Raw genomic sequence first — 13,666 nt, forward strand, 5'->3', positions numbered from 1 at the left:
ATAATGGAGGCCGAAATTAAGCATGCCAAAATATAAAAGAATTGTTTTGAAAATAAGCGGTGAAGCACTTGCTGGTGAATTAGGCTTTGGACTATCCCCTGAGATTATCAAAACTGTCGCTGAGCAAATTAAAGAAGTTGTCGAACTTGATGTCGAAGTAGCTATCGTCGTCGGTGGCGGGAACATTTGGCGTGGTAAAGTAGGTAGTGAAATGGGTATGGATAGAGCAACAGCCGATTATATGGGAATGCTTGCAACTGTTATGAACTCACTAGCCCTTCAAGATTCCCTCGAAAAACTTGGGGTTGAAACGCGCGTGTCGTCTTCAATTGAAATGAGACAGGTTGCAGAACCGTACATAAGACGGAAAGCAATAAGACATCTTGAGAAAAAACGCGTCGTTATATTCGCTGCGGGTACGGGTAATCCGTATTTTTCAACGGATACGACTGCGGCATTAAGAGCAGCTGAGATTGAAGCTGATGTAATTCTAATGGCGAAAAATAATGTAGATGGTGTCTATTCAGCAGATCCAATGAAAGATAGTTCTGCGGTTAAGTATACTGAATTGTCATTTTTAAAAGTAATTAGTGATGGACTTGAAGTAATGGATTCGACTGCTTCAACTTTGTGTATGGATAATGATATACCACTAGTTGTATTCTCTATTATGGAGACTGGTAATATAAAAAGAGCCGTACTTGGTGAACCAATCGGGACGGTTGTCAGGAGGAATTTGTAATGCCAAACGAAGTTATGGAACAAGCGAAAGAAAGAATGGACAATGCAATTGGAGCTTTCACAAGAGAATTAGCTTCAATCCGAGCTGGACGTGCTAATGCTTCACTACTTGATAGACTTACAGTTGATTATTACGGTGCGCCTACTCCTATTAATCAGATGGCTGGGATATCAGTCCCTGAAGCTCGCCTTCTCGTTATCCAACCATATGACAAAACAACATTAGGTGATATTGAAAAAGCTATACTAAAATCTGATATTGGTATTACACCATCAAATGATGGAACTATCATTCGTCTTGCAATACCTGCATTGACTGAAGATCGCCGCAAAGATATTGTGAAGCTTGTTAAAAAAGAAGCTGAAAACTCGAAAGTTGTAATTCGCAACGTTCGACGTGATAGCAATGAAGATTTTAAGAAACTTGAAAAGAACGGTGAAATAACGGAAGATGAACTTCATCGTAATGGTGATGAAATCCAAAAGTTAACCGATGCTTATATTCTTAAAATTGATGAAACGGCTAAAAATAAAGAAATCGAAATTTTGGAAGTCTGAGATAAAGTATAGATGTTTTATATTAGGTTATAGTTTGTCCTATCTTTAATTCTTTTTGGTATACGTGCTTTAGTTAGGTTGCTGTTACCGATATTATAAGGGCTAAACAACGAAGAATTAGGAACCATCTCGAATTGAAGATTAAAATTATTTATAATAAAGAACATTTTAATTTCCGGGACGTCCTAATTTCAGGACGTCTTTTTTTAAATAGAAAATAGAGCGTAGAGACAAATCTTCAGAGCGCTAACGCTTTTAAAATATGCTATAATATGATTTTAATGGTCTTAAGAAATGTTAGACTGTATTTGCTCTGAAAAGTAGCGGAGTGGAGGGAAAATATGCTGGGAAAACTCATGCGAAAGAAAACCTTAGTACTTGATAAAGAATTAGCGGAGCAGATTGAAACTGTGAAAAGCAAACATATCCCTGCACATGTAGCAATAATAATGGATGGTAATGGGAGATGGGCGAAGAGTCGTAACTTACCAAGAATCGCTGGTCATCACGAAGGCATGAAAACTGTTCGGAAAATTACGCGTATATCAAGTAAGCTTGGAATAAAAGTACTAACTTTATATGCGTTTTCAACGGAAAATTGGAAACGACCGAAACTCGAAATTGATTTTCTGATGAAGCTACCAGGAGAGTTTCTTAGTACGTACCTCCCCGAACTAATCGAGCAAAACGTCAAGGTAGAGATGATTGGTAATTTTGATCTTTTGCCTAATCATACGAAACAAGCTATTCAAAGTGCGATGGAAGCAACTGCTGATAATGATGGTATGACACTGAATTTTGCGATGAATTATGGGAGTCGCTTAGAACTTATTGAAAGTGTTAAAGAAATTACACAACTTGCAATTGATGGTGAAATAAAAATTACTGATATTAATGAATCATTAATGGATGCTCATTTAATGACGTCGCATTTACCGGAACCTGATTTACTTATTCGAACGAGTGGCGAAGTGCGTCTTTCCAATTTTATGTTGTGGCAACTAGCATATTCTGAGTTCTCATTTACTGATGTATTGTGGCCTGATTTTGATGAACAATGCATGCTTAGTGAGATAAAAGAGTTTCAATCGAGAAGTAGACGTTTCGGTAGTGTGGAAGGGGACGACGAAGTTTGAAGCAAAGAATAATAACCGCTATATTTGCATTTGCATTTTTTATTCCGCTTGTAATCTACGGCAAACTGCCATTTACAATTGCGATATTTTTAATAGCTACTATTGGTCTATTTGAGTTACTGCGTATGAATGATATAAAAATACTTTCTGTTTCCGGTTTTATTACTTGGATTGCTCTCATAGCTATTCTTATGCCATCAAATTGGGCTGATTATTTATATGGTGTAGTTGGATACACAAAAATTGAAATGGCATTCGCAAGTATTTTAATCCTATTGTTGTACACTGTCGTTGTTAAAAATCGCTTTACATTCGATCATGCAGCATTTTCAACACTAGCAGTATTATACGTAGGAATAGGATTTTATTATCTAATCGAAACAAGAGCAATTGGAATAGAATTTGTTGTATATGCGTTAATGGTGATTTGGACCACGGATTCAGGGGCATATTTCATCGGACGAAAAATAGGGAAACGTAAATTGTGGCCCGAAATATCTCCTAATAAAACAATTGAAGGGTTTGTGGGTGGCCTCCTTTCGGCTATTGTTTTTGCATGTGTCTTTCAATACTTTTACCCAATAGCATCTTCCTATATAATCTTAATTGCGGTTACGATTGTCGCATCTACGGTTGGCCAGTTAGGCGATTTAGTTGAGTCTGCACTAAAGCGGCATTATAATGTGAAGGATTCAGGAAAACTGCTACCGGGGCACGGGGGAATTCTAGATCGATTCGATAGTCTCCTTTTCGTGTTACCGCTTCTTCATTTCCTTAAATTCGTAACATAATGAAAGAGGTTTTAGAATGAGAAAGAAAATAAGTCTATTGGGCGCGACAGGTTCTATAGGAATACAAACAATTGATATTATAGAGGCAAATCCAGAATTGTTCGAGCTCGTTTCATTTTCTGCTGGTTTAAATGTAGATAAAGTTAGGGAATTAGCCATTGCTTATAAACCTACAACTATTTCTGTAATGAGACGTGAAGATATGGAAATCTTAAAAGGCGAGTTTCCAGCCATCAAATTTGTTTATGGCAATGAAGGATTAATAGTAGTCGCTGCGCATACAGGAGCGGATATTTTACTAAATGCTGTAAGTGGAAGTGTTGGTCTTAAACCTACGTTGGAAGCAATTGAAGCAGGAATAACAATTGCAATCGCTAATAAAGAAACACTTGTTGCCGCAGGAGATATTGTTATAGAAGCTGCGCGTAAAAAAGGAGTGTCACTTCTTCCAGTAGACAGTGAGCATTCTGCCTTATTTCAAGCGTTAAACGGGGAGAATCCGAAACAAATTTCAAAATTAATATTAACTGCTTCAGGTGGGAGCTTCAGGGATTTGACGCGAAAGCAGCTTGAGCATGTTACAGTTCAAGAGGCACTTGCTCATCCGAATTGGTCTATGGGTAATAAATTAACGATTGATTCTGCTACGATGATGAACAAAGGACTTGAAGTAATTGAGGCGCATCATTTATTTGATATTCCTTATGAAAAAATTGACGTACTATTACATCGTGAAAGTATTATTCATTCTATGGTGGAATTTATTGACACAAGTGTCATGGCGCAGCTTGGCTCTCCAGATATGAGGGTACCAATTCAATATGCATTAACTTATCCAGATCGCATAGAATTAAAACGGTCTACTCCACTCCGACTTGAGGAAATTGGGCAGCTTCATTTTGAAAAAATGGACTATACTCGTTTCAAGGCGCTTGCACTTGCGTATGCTGCAGGGAAAGAAGGCGGAACAATGCCTGCTGCGATGAATGCTGCCAATGAAGTAGCAGTTGGTTTATTTATGCAAGGGAGAATACCTTTTCTTCGAATTGATGATATAGTAGAGCATATAATGGAATCACATAAAACAATTCACTCGCCAGATCTTCAAACAATTGTAGATATTGATAATAACGTTCGAAAATTAGTACACGCTATGTTAAAGTAAACGTTTTTTATTTCCGGCCAGGCCAAAAAAATGGTCATTGAGCCAGTAAAGGTGGTTTTTTATGGAGACCGTACTTTCATTTATAGTCGTTTTCGGCTCGCTTGTCTTTTTTCATGAACTTGGGCATTTTCTGTTCGCGAAAAAAGCTGGTATTATGGTGCGTGAATTTGCAATAGGTTTTGGACCAAAAATTATCGGGATTACCAAAGGTGAAACATTATACACAGTTCGCCTTCTTCCACTAGGTGGATATGTTCGGATGGCTGGTGAAGATTTTGACACAGTAGAATTGAAACCAGGTTATCGAATTGGTTTATATATTGATGACTCTGGAGAAGTAAAAAAAGTTTATTTGAATCAAAACAATTCCGATCCTTCTATTATGTTTATGGAGGTCGAGTCTTCAGATTTTGAAAAAGAGTTATTTGTTGAGGGTTATGATGATGAAGGCGAACTAGTTCGGTACAACGTATCTAGAGATGCGGTTATCATTGAAAAGGGGCAAGAAACAATTATCGCGCCGTATGATAGGCAGTTTGAATCTAAACCGCTGATTAGCCGTACACTGACGATTTTTGCTGGACCTCTTTTTAACTTTATCTTAGCATTTTTCATCTTTTTGACAATCGGATTACTTCAAGGTGTTCCGACGAATGAACCTATAATTACAGAAGTACAATCCACGGGTGCTGCACAGAGTGCTGGGATGAAAGCTGGAGACTACGTTAAAGAAGTTGACGGTACTGCAATTTCGAGTTGGACTGAATTTGCTGAAATTATTCAAGAAAGTCCAGGGGTTCCACTTAATTTTGTAGTTGAACGTGGTGGAGAGCTAGTCAATCTTGATGTAGTTCCGGCGAAACTTAAAAAAGCGGGACGAGAATTTGGGCAAATCGGTGTACTTTATACGAGTCCGATTGAAAAAGGGCCAGTCAAAGCTGTCGTATTTGGTGCTGAACAGACATGGTTCTGGTTTAAGAAGATTGCTGAGTTACTCGGTATGCTTGTCACAGGACAATTCACGATTGATGCATTATCTGGTCCCGTTGGAATTTACAAAGCAACTGAAGAAGTTGCCAAGTTTGGGATATACAACTTGATGCATTGGGCTGGAATACTAAGTATTAATCTAGGGATTATGAATTTACTACCACTACCTGCACTTGATGGTGGTAGATTATTATTCTTCCTATTTGAAGCGATACGCGGTAAACCAGTCGATCGAAAAAAAGAAGGAATGGTTCATTTTGTAGGAATCGTACTTCTCATGGTTCTTATGGTCGTTGTAACATGGAATGATATACAGCGCTTCTTTTTCTAGATAAAACTTGATAAGATTGCTGGTATCCTGACAATATAAAAAAATATTATGAGGTGGAATCTATATATGAAACAAACACTAACATTCATGCCAACAATGCGTGAGGTGCCTTCTGATGCGGAAATTATATCCCATCAACTTTTACTACGTGCAGGATTTATACGCCGAGTTACGAGCGGTGTTTATTCGTTTCTGCCACTAGGTAAAAGAGTGCTTGATAATATTCAAGTAATAATTAAAGAGGAAATGGAAGCAATTGATGCAGTTGAAGTACTGATGCCAGCTCTACAACAAGCTGAACTTTGGCAGGAAACAGAAAGATGGTATAATTACGGGCCTGAACTTTTCCGTTTAAAAGATCGTCATGGGAGAGAGTTTGCTCTTGGCGCAACACATGAGGAAATTATTACAGCGCTTATTCGAGGCGAAGTGAAATCTTATAAGCAACTTCCCCTTACGATGTATCAAATTCAAACGAAATTTAGAGACGAACAGCGTCCACGTTTCGGCTTGTTAAGAGGCCGGGAGTTCATTATGAAAGACGCTTATTCTTTTCATTCAAATGAAGAGAGTCTCGATGAAAAGTACCAACAGATGAAACAGGCCTATACAAATATATTTACAAGACTCGGACTTGATTTTCGTGCAGTAATCGCAGATGCAGGATCAATCGGTGGTTCAGGAACTCATGAATTTATGGCTTTATCTGAAATTGGTGAAGACACAATTGCTTATAGTGAAACGACTTCATTTGCTGCGAATATCGAAATGGCTGAAGTTCGAAATGATTATGAAAAGTCTGATGAACCATTAGGGGAAATTGAGAAAGTAGAAACGCCTAATAAACATACAATTGAGGAAGTCGCAACGTTTTTAGAAGTTGACGTGAAGAGTTGTATTAAAACGTTAATATTTAAAGCGGATGATGAATTAATAGTTGTACTTGGACGTGGTGATCATGAAATAAATGATATAAAGTTGAAAAACTTACTAGGTGCAACTGAAGTTGAATTTGCATATGAAGGCGATGTACGCGAACTTCTATCCTGTGAAGTAGGTTCAATCGGTCCAGTTAAGCTCCCAGTCGGTGTAAAGGTTATTGCTGATAATGCGGTTGCAGCAATCGTAAACGGCGTGACAGGGGCTAATGAAGATGGATTCCATCTTATTAATGTTAACCCAGAACGTGATTTTGCGGTAGATAAGTATGCGGACCTACGTTTTATTGAAGAAGGCGATTTAACACCGGACGGCGAAGGAACAATTAAGTTTGCCAAAGGGATAGAAGTCGGTCACATTTTTAAACTGGGTACAACTTATAGCGAGCCTATGGAAGGAACGTTCCTTGATGAAAATGGTCGCTCTAAGCCTTATATAATGGGATGTTACGGAATAGGTGTATCTAGAATAATGGCAGCAGTTGCTGAACAATATAATGATGAAAATGGGTTGAAGTGGCCGATGAATCTTGCGCCATTCGATATTCATTTAGTCCCAATTAATTTAAAAAACGAAGACCAAAAAGAACTAGCAGAGAATTTATATAAACTATTAGAGTCTTATAAATTTAACGTTCTATTCGATGATAGAGCTGAACGTGCAGGTGTGAAATTTGCAGATTCTGATTTAATTGGTTTACCGATTCGCTTAACAATTGGGAAGAAAGCTGCAGAAGGAATCGTTGAAGTGAAATTCCGTAAAACGGGTGAAACAACAGAATGGAAAATTGAAGAAATTACTGAAAAGCTACAAGAATTTTTTGGGGCTAAGTAGGAGCAAGAATGGGAGGCTGAATTTTAGCGCTTCCTTTCTTTTTTAATAAAATGAAAAAAGGAGGACGCTTATGGACACAAATCATGATGGAGTGGTGAAATTACAACTTCTTTTACAGCAAATCAATATGACTAATGATGAGTTCGCAGTTCATTTTGAAAATGCTTTATTGCAGCGAGTGAGCATTCACCGAAAATCAAAAGTATGGCAATTTAATATAAAAATGGACAAACCCCTTCCAGTAGATGTCTTTACTATTTTTTCTCAGCGAATAAATGAGGCTTTCTCGGCAATTGCAACGATTAGGTTACAAATTAATAGTTCAGAGACAATTAACGATGAACAATTAATTGTGCAGTACTGGCCATTCGTATTGGAAGAGTTAAGGGACATGTCCCCACCGATTAGGGAGAGACTTACTAATCAAATGCCTATTGTAACAGGTGAAAAAATGACGCTACTTTGCATGAATGATATGGAGCTTCAGACGATGAAAGGGAAATATGCTTCACTCATTTCGGAAGTATTCATTTCATGTGGTTTTTCTCGTCCTATTATCGATTTTAAATTGACAGAAGGAGATAATGGTACGGAAGAGGCTCAAAAAGCATTTCTATTACAACGCCAAGTAGAAGAGCAAGATATGGCTAAAAAAGCGTTAGTAGATATGCAAAATAGAGAAAAGTCGCGGAAAGAAACAGGGGATATGCCATCTGGACCTTTCCAGTTAGGTACGCCAATCAAATCTAATGAACCAATGATGGAAATACGTGAAATTCAAGATGAAGAACGACGTGTCGCAATAGAAGGGTTTATTTTCGATGCGGAAGTTAGAGAGTTAAGAAGCGGCCGTTCTATAATGACAATTAAAATTACAGATTATACGGACTCAATTATTGTTAAAATGTTTTCCCGTAATGAAGAAGATGGAAAATATATGGAAACGTTGAAAAAAGGTACTTGGGTACGCGCACGTGGTGGTATCCAAAATGATACTTTCGTACGTGATTTAATTATGATGGCTCAGGATATTATGGAAGTCTCACCAGTTATAAGGAAAGATAATGCACCGGAAAATCGGAAAAGAATTGAACTTCACGCGCATACGACAATGAGTCAAATGGATGCTGTTGTTACGCCCGCTGCACTTGTTGAACAAGCTGCTAAATGGGGTCATCCGGCAATAGCAATTACAGATCATGCGAACGTGCAATCATTTCCTGATGCTAACTCAGCTGGAAAGAAACACGGGATTAAAGTAATTTTTGGTATGGAAGCGAATCTTGTAGATGACGGAGTTCCTATTGTTTATGATGAGCAGCACCGCAAGCTTGATGAAGATACATATGTTGTATTTGATGTTGAAACTACCGGACTTTCTGCGGTTTATAATAAAATAATCGAGCTAGCAGCTGTTAAAATACGTAACGGGGAAGTTATAGATAAGTTTGAACGATTCTCAAATCCACATCATCCACTTTCAGCTATCACGACAAATTTAACGGGTATTACTGATGATATGGTACAGAATGCACCTGAAATTGCTGAAGTTGTAAAAGATTTTAGTGATTGGATAGGTGACTCAATTCTTGTTGCTCATAATGCTTCTTTTGATATGGGCTTCTTTTATGAAGCGAGTAAGCAATCAGGGTTACCACATGTTTCATACCCAGTAATAGACACGCTAGAACTCGCCCGATTACTTCATCCTGAAATGGGAAATCATCGACTAAATACGCTTGCGAAAAAGTATAATATAGATCTAACACAGCATCACCGTGCTATTTATGATGCAGAGGCAACAGGATATCTGTTCTTGCGTTTATTAGCTGAAGCCGAAGAAATGGATATTCATTATTTAGATGATTTTAATAAACATATTGGTGAAGGAGATACGTATAAACGCTCACGTCCAACACACTGTACGCTATTAGTTACTAGTGATGAAGGTTTAAAGAATTTATTTAAACTTGTCTCTTATTCGCATATGAATTATTTCTTTCGTGTTCCGCGAATCCCACGTTCTTTACTTGTTAAGCATCGTAAAGGTTTGTTAATTGGGTCGGGTTGTTCGAATGGTGAAGTTTTTAATGGATTGATGCAAAAATCACCAGAAGAAGTTGAAGAAATTGCTAAGTTTTATGATTATCTTGAAATTCATCCGAAACCAGTTTATTCACATCTTGTTGACATGGAATTAATTCGCGATGAGTGGAATATGGAAGATATTATGAGGAAGTTAATAAAATTGGGTAAAACAGTAGGTCTACCGGTTTGTGCAACAGGTAATGTGCATTATCTAAATGAAACTGATCAGAAGTTCCGGGAAGTACTTGTACGTTCACAAGGTGGAGCAAATCCCCTAAATAGGCATTCTTTGCCCGCTGTTCACTTTAGAACAACAGATGAAATGCTTGAAGAGTTCTCTTTTTTAGGAGAGAAAGTCGCTGAAGAAATCGTTATTGATAACCCGCGTGCTATTTTAGAGCGAATTGGTGATGTGAAGGCGATTAAGGATGATTTATATACACCTAAAATTGAAGGTGCAGAAGAAGAAGTAAAAGAATTAACTTATTCGATGGCACATAAAATATATGGCGAAAACCTTCCGGAAATTGTTGTAGAAAGAGTAGAAAAAGAACTCGCCTCAATTATAGGGAATGGTTTTTCTGTTGTTTACCTTATTTCACACAAGCTTGTAAAAAGATCATTGGATGATGGATATTTAGTTGGATCGCGTGGTTCTGTAGGTTCATCACTTGTTGCGACGATGATGGAAATTACTGAAGTAAACCCGTTGGCACCACATTATGTATGTCCGACTTGTAAACAAGCAGAGTTTTTTACGGATGGATCTGTTAGTTCAGGTTACGATTTACCTGATAAAGATTGTCCTACTTGCGAAACAGCCTTTAAAAAAGATGGACAAGATATTCCGTTTGAAACTTTCCTTGGGTTTGAAGGAGATAAAGTGCCAGATATCGACTTAAACTTCAGTGGAGATTACCAAGCGAAAGCCCACAACTACACAAAAGAGCTATTCGGAGAGAAGTTCGTTTACCGGGCGGGTACAATTGGAACGGTAGCCGAACGAACAGCTTATGGTTATGTGAGAGGGTATATGAATGACAATGGGTTAAGTTTACGCGGGGCAGAAATTGATCGTCTTGTATTAGGTTGTTCTGGAGTGAAACGAAATACGGGTCAGCATCCCGGCGGAATTATCGTTGTTCCGGATACGATGGATATTTTTGATTTCACACCTGTCCAATTTCCAGCAAATGATTTAAACTCTGCATGGATGACGACGCATTTTGATTTCCATTCAATTGAAAATAACTTGTTGAAGCTTGATATTCTGGGTCACGATGATCCTACAATGATTAAAATGTTGGAAGATTTATCAGGTATTGATCCGCTGACGATTCCTCCCGATGATGAAGGTGTTATGAAGTTGTTTAGTGGAACTGAATCACTTGGCGTCACGCCAGAACAAATTGGTTGTAAAACAGGAACGCTTGGTGTCCCTGAATTCGGAACCCGTTTCGTCAGACAAATGTTGGAAGAAACAAAACCTTCTACATTTTCAGAGCTCATACAGATTTCGGGATTATCTCATGGTACGGATGTGTGGATAGGCAACGCACAAGAATTAATCAAAAATAAAACATGTGTGTTGTCCGACGTAATCGGATGTCGTGATGATATAATGGTCTATTTGATTTATCAAGGGCTGAAACCAGCAACGGCATTTAGTATTATGGAGTCTGTACGAAAAGGAAGGGGTCTTTCACCAGAGTTTGAAGCAGCAATGGTTGAACAAGGAGTCCCTGGTTGGTATATCGATTCGTGTAAAAAGATTAAATATATGTTCCCGAAAGCCCATGCAGCTGCATATGTATTAATGGCACTTCGTATTGCATATTTTAAAGTGCATCATCCAATTCTTTATTACTCAGCTTACTTTTCGGTTAGGGCAGCGGATTTTGATTTGTTGACGATGACTAAAGGTTCGGCTTCACTTCGAGCGCATATCCAGGAAATTAATGCTAAAGGACTCGATTCTACTCCGAAAGAGAAAAACCTATTAACTGTATTGGAAATAGCTCTTGAGATGAGTGAACGTGGCTTTTCAATTGTGAAGCCAGACTTGTATAAATCTGATGCAGTAACGTTTTTGATTGATGGAAACACATTGATTCCACCATTTAACGCAATTCCTTCACTTGGTACAAACGTAGCTAATTCAGTCGTGGAAGCGAGAAAAGATGGTGAGTTTTTATCAAAAGAAGACTTACAGCAGCGAGGACGAGTCTCCAAAACAGTTATTGAATATATGGATTCACTTGGCTGTTTAGAAGGTATGCCAGAAGCGAACCAGCTTTCGTTGTTCTAGTGCATTGTTTGCAACAACAGTAGTCGTATGGTATGATGGGTACAACTTTTGTAATAGTCTTGTGCAGAGAGAGTGGGAATTCCCGCTCTTTTCTGTTGTTCTATACTATTTTATTGTGATTTGGGGAGGGAAAAGATGAATAATATTACTGAGGTCATTGAGGAGCTAGTCAATCCAATCGTTGCTGATTTGGAATTGGAGCTTGTCGACGTAGAATTTGTGAAAGACGGAGAAGATTGGTTTCTTCGAGTATACGTAGACACACCGAAGAGGGATATTGATATTGATCAGTGTGCGCTAGTTAGCGCAAGGCTTAGCGAAGAGCTTGACCGGACCGATCCGATCACGCAAAATTATTATCTCGAGGTATCCTCACCTGGTGCTGAACGACCGTTAAATAAAGAAGCAGATTTTGAAGAAGCGATAGGGCAATATGTTTTTATTAAAACTTATGCACCAATCGATGGAATGAAAGAATTTGAAGGACATTTGATTTCATACAGTGCTGATGGTGCTGAGGTTGAAGTCCGCATTAAGACAAGGAAAATTAAAGTCTTGATTGGTAAGGAAAAAATTGCATTGGCACGATTGGCAATTGACTTTTCTGCATAATTGACTATAGGAGTGATGGAAATGAGTAGTAATCTACTCGATGCACTAACCGCCCTTGAGAAGCAGAAAGGGATTTCTAGAGAAGTTTTACTAGAAGCGATTGAGGCAGCGCTTGTAACAGCATATAAACGAAATTTTAATCAAGCTCAAAATGTTAGAGTTGACCTAAATTCTAAAAGTGGCACAATGAAAGTTTATGCAAGAAAAGATGTTGTAGAAGAAATGGAAGATGATCGGCTTCAGATATCTTTAGAAGATGCACATAAATTGAACCCGGCTTATGAGTTGGGCGATGTTGTTGAGGAAGAAGTTACGCCTAAGGATTTTGGACGAATTGCAGCGCAAACAGCAAAGCAAGTCGTTACACAGCGCGTACGTGAAGCTGAACGAGGTATGATTTATGAGGAGTATGTTGATCGTGAAGACGATGTTGTAAATGGTATCGTTGAACGACTTGATGCAAGAAACTTGTACGTAGGCTTAGGAAAAATCGAAGCCGTGCTACCAATAGGCGAACAAATACAGACAGAGACATATAAACCGCATGATCGTATCAAAGTATATATTACAAAAGTTGAGCGTACATCACGTGGTCCTCAAGTGTTTGTTTCTAGAGCACATCCAGGACTACTTCGCAGATTATTTGAATTAGAAGTTCCTGAAATTTATGACGGTATTGTTGAAATTAAAACAATTGCTCGTGAAGCAGGGGATCGATCGAAAATTTCAGTCTTTACTAATAATGATGAAGTAGATCCAATAGGTTCATGTGTTGGTGCAAGAGGTGCACGTGTTCAATCAATCTCTAATGAATTAAATGGTGAAAAAGTTGATATCGTTGAATGGTCTGAAGATCCAGTTGTTTTTGTTGCGAATGCATTAAGCCCTTCTAAAGTTCTTGATGTTCAAGTAAACGAGGAGAAGAGGTCTACTACAGTTGTTGTACCTGACTATCAACTCTCGCTAGCAATTGGTAAACGAGGACAAAATGCTAGACTTGCAGCAAAATTAACAGGTTGGAAAATTGATATAAAAAGTGAAGAAGATGCACGTGAATTAGGTATATATCCACCTGCTGGTGCTGAAGTTTTTATAACAAGTGATGGGATAATTCCTGACGACTTAGAAGATGAAGAAATTGATTTATATACAGATACAATCGAAGAATGAGAA

10 protein-coding genes are annotated in these 13,666 nt (G+C 38.2%); all 10 read left to right on the plus strand.

Going from position 1 to position 13,666, the window contains the following annotated elements; genetic code table 11:
• Nucleotides 1–22 precede the first annotated feature (22 nt).
• The 10 genes from pyrH (at nt 23) to nusA (ending at nt 13,663) form a co-directional block, all read left to right on the plus strand.
• Nucleotides 23–742 carry a UMP kinase gene (gene pyrH / locus AC3RV6_RS05035; protein WP_489748365.1) on the plus strand — a complete coding sequence of 240 codons (720 nt, stop codon included), beginning with the start codon at nt 23–25 and terminating at the stop codon, nt 740–742.
• Nucleotides 742–1,299 (plus strand): ribosome recycling factor, encoded by a 558-nt coding sequence (gene frr, locus AC3RV6_RS05040; RefSeq protein ID WP_489748366.1) that lies wholly within the window; start codon nt 742–744, stop codon nt 1,297–1,299. The genes pyrH and frr overlap by 1 nt, the downstream gene beginning before the upstream one ends.
• A 341-nt stretch (nt 1,300–1,640) precedes the next feature.
• The gene (gene uppS / locus AC3RV6_RS05045) at nt 1,641–2,435 is read left to right on the plus strand and encodes an undecaprenyl pyrophosphate synthase (RefSeq protein ID WP_489748367.1); all 795 of its coding nucleotides are present in this window, start codon (nt 1,641–1,643) and stop codon (nt 2,433–2,435) included.
• On the plus strand, nt 2,432–3,226 hold the full coding sequence (locus tag AC3RV6_RS05050; RefSeq protein ID WP_489748368.1) for a phosphatidate cytidylyltransferase: 795 nt from the start codon (nt 2,432–2,434) through the stop codon (nt 3,224–3,226). Before uppS ends, AC3RV6_RS05050 begins: the two co-directional genes overlap by 4 nt.
• A 16-nt stretch (nt 3,227–3,242) precedes the next feature.
• Nucleotides 3,243–4,391, plus strand: coding sequence for a 1-deoxy-D-xylulose-5-phosphate reductoisomerase (locus tag AC3RV6_RS05055; protein ID WP_489748369.1), 1,149 nt, complete (start codon nt 3,243–3,245; stop codon nt 4,389–4,391).
• A gap of 61 nt (nt 4,392–4,452) precedes the next feature.
• A complete protein-coding gene (gene rseP, locus AC3RV6_RS05060; protein ID WP_489748370.1) occupies nt 4,453–5,712 on the plus strand; it encodes an RIP metalloprotease RseP in 1,260 nt (419 codons plus the stop codon).
• Nucleotides 5,713–5,778: 66 nt separating this feature from the next.
• A complete protein-coding gene (locus AC3RV6_RS05065) occupies nt 5,779–7,485 on the plus strand; it encodes a proline--tRNA ligase (protein ID WP_489748371.1) in 1,707 nt (568 codons plus the stop codon).
• Nucleotides 7,486–7,555: 70 nt separating this feature from the next.
• Nucleotides 7,556–11,881 carry a PolC-type DNA polymerase III gene (locus AC3RV6_RS05070; RefSeq protein WP_489748372.1) on the plus strand — a complete coding sequence of 1,442 codons (4,326 nt, stop codon included), beginning with the start codon at nt 7,556–7,558 and terminating at the stop codon, nt 11,879–11,881.
• Nucleotides 11,882–12,016: 135 nt separating this feature from the next.
• Nucleotides 12,017–12,493, plus strand: a complete 477-nt coding sequence (rimP, locus tag AC3RV6_RS05075; protein WP_489748373.1) for a ribosome maturation factor RimP — start codon at nt 12,017–12,019, stop codon at nt 12,491–12,493.
• 21 nt (nt 12,494–12,514) lie between these two features.
• Nucleotides 12,515–13,663: a transcription termination factor NusA gene (gene nusA / locus AC3RV6_RS05080; protein ID WP_489748374.1), complete on the plus strand. Its 1,149-nt coding sequence runs from the start codon at nt 12,515–12,517 to the stop codon at nt 13,661–13,663.
• Nucleotides 13,664–13,666: the final 3 nt, after the last annotated feature.

This window comes from Sporosarcina sp. So3-204, from assembly GCF_058068165.1.

Coding starts and splice junctions, on each gene's coding strand:
- pyrH (WP_489748365.1), top strand. CDS start 23: ATGCCAAAATATAAAAGAATTGTTTTGAAAATAAGCGGTGAAGCACTT.
- frr (WP_489748366.1), top strand. CDS start 742: ATGCCAAACGAAGTTATGGAACAAGCGAAAGAAAGAATGGACAATGCA.
- uppS (WP_489748367.1), top strand. CDS start 1,641: ATGCTGGGAAAACTCATGCGAAAGAAAACCTTAGTACTTGATAAAGAA.
- AC3RV6_RS05055 (WP_489748369.1), top strand. CDS start 3,243: ATGAGAAAGAAAATAAGTCTATTGGGCGCGACAGGTTCTATAGGAATA.
- rseP (WP_489748370.1), top strand. CDS start 4,453: ATGGAGACCGTACTTTCATTTATAGTCGTTTTCGGCTCGCTTGTCTTT.
- AC3RV6_RS05065 (WP_489748371.1), top strand. CDS start 5,779: ATGAAACAAACACTAACATTCATGCCAACAATGCGTGAGGTGCCTTCT.
- AC3RV6_RS05070 (WP_489748372.1), top strand. CDS start 7,556: ATGGACACAAATCATGATGGAGTGGTGAAATTACAACTTCTTTTACAG.
- rimP (WP_489748373.1), top strand. CDS start 12,017: ATGAATAATATTACTGAGGTCATTGAGGAGCTAGTCAATCCAATCGTT.
- nusA (WP_489748374.1), top strand. CDS start 12,515: ATGAGTAGTAATCTACTCGATGCACTAACCGCCCTTGAGAAGCAGAAA.